This is a genomic window from Pseudomonas edaphica (assembly GCF_005863185.1).
Classification (GTDB): Bacteria; Pseudomonadota; Gammaproteobacteria; order Pseudomonadales; family Pseudomonadaceae; genus Aquipseudomonas; species Aquipseudomonas edaphica.
On record NZ_VBVZ01001126.1, the window covers coordinates 1 to 602 of the forward strand.

The 602-nt window shown below is 63.6% G+C and carries 1 protein-coding gene; it reads left to right on the forward strand.

Going from position 1 to position 602, the window contains the following annotated elements; translation table 11 throughout:
* The coding region (locus FEM54_RS33650; protein WP_171045983.1) for a Rossmann-fold NAD(P)-binding domain-containing protein at positions 1 to 602 on the forward strand (602 nt) is incomplete at both ends.

The window sequence follows — 602 nt, forward strand, 5'->3', positions numbered from 1 at the left end:
CGCCTGGCTCAAGCGCCTGCGCGACCAGGGCGTGGTTATCCACACCCGGCATCGCTGGCTGGGCTGGACCGACGACGGCGGTTTACTTATCCACAGCCCGGACGGCGATAAAACTGTCCACAGCAATGCGGTGTTGCTGGCCTTGGGCGGCGGCAGCTGGTCGCGTTTGGGCTCCGACGGTGCCTGGCTCAAGTTGCTGGAAGATAAAGGCGTGCCCTACGCCGCGCTACAACCGAGCAATTGCGGCTTCGAAGTGTCGGGCTGGAGCGAGTTGATGGTCAGCAAATTCGCGGGCGCGCCGCTGAAGAACGTCGCCATCGGCCTTGGGGAGGACAAGCCTCGACTGGGCGAATGCGTCGTCACCGCCATGGGCATCGAGGGCAGTTTGATCTACGCGCTGTCGGCGCCGATTCGCGAAGCGATCAACCGTGACGGCTCAGCCACTGTGCATATTGACCTGTTGCCGAGCAAGCCGCTGGACAAGGTGCAAGCCGCCTTGGCCAAGCCCCGTGGCTCGCGGTCGATGAGCAAGCATTTGCACAGTCAGTTGGGGCTTGATGGCGTGAAGGCGGCGCTGTTGCGTGAACTGGCGCCAGCTGAGC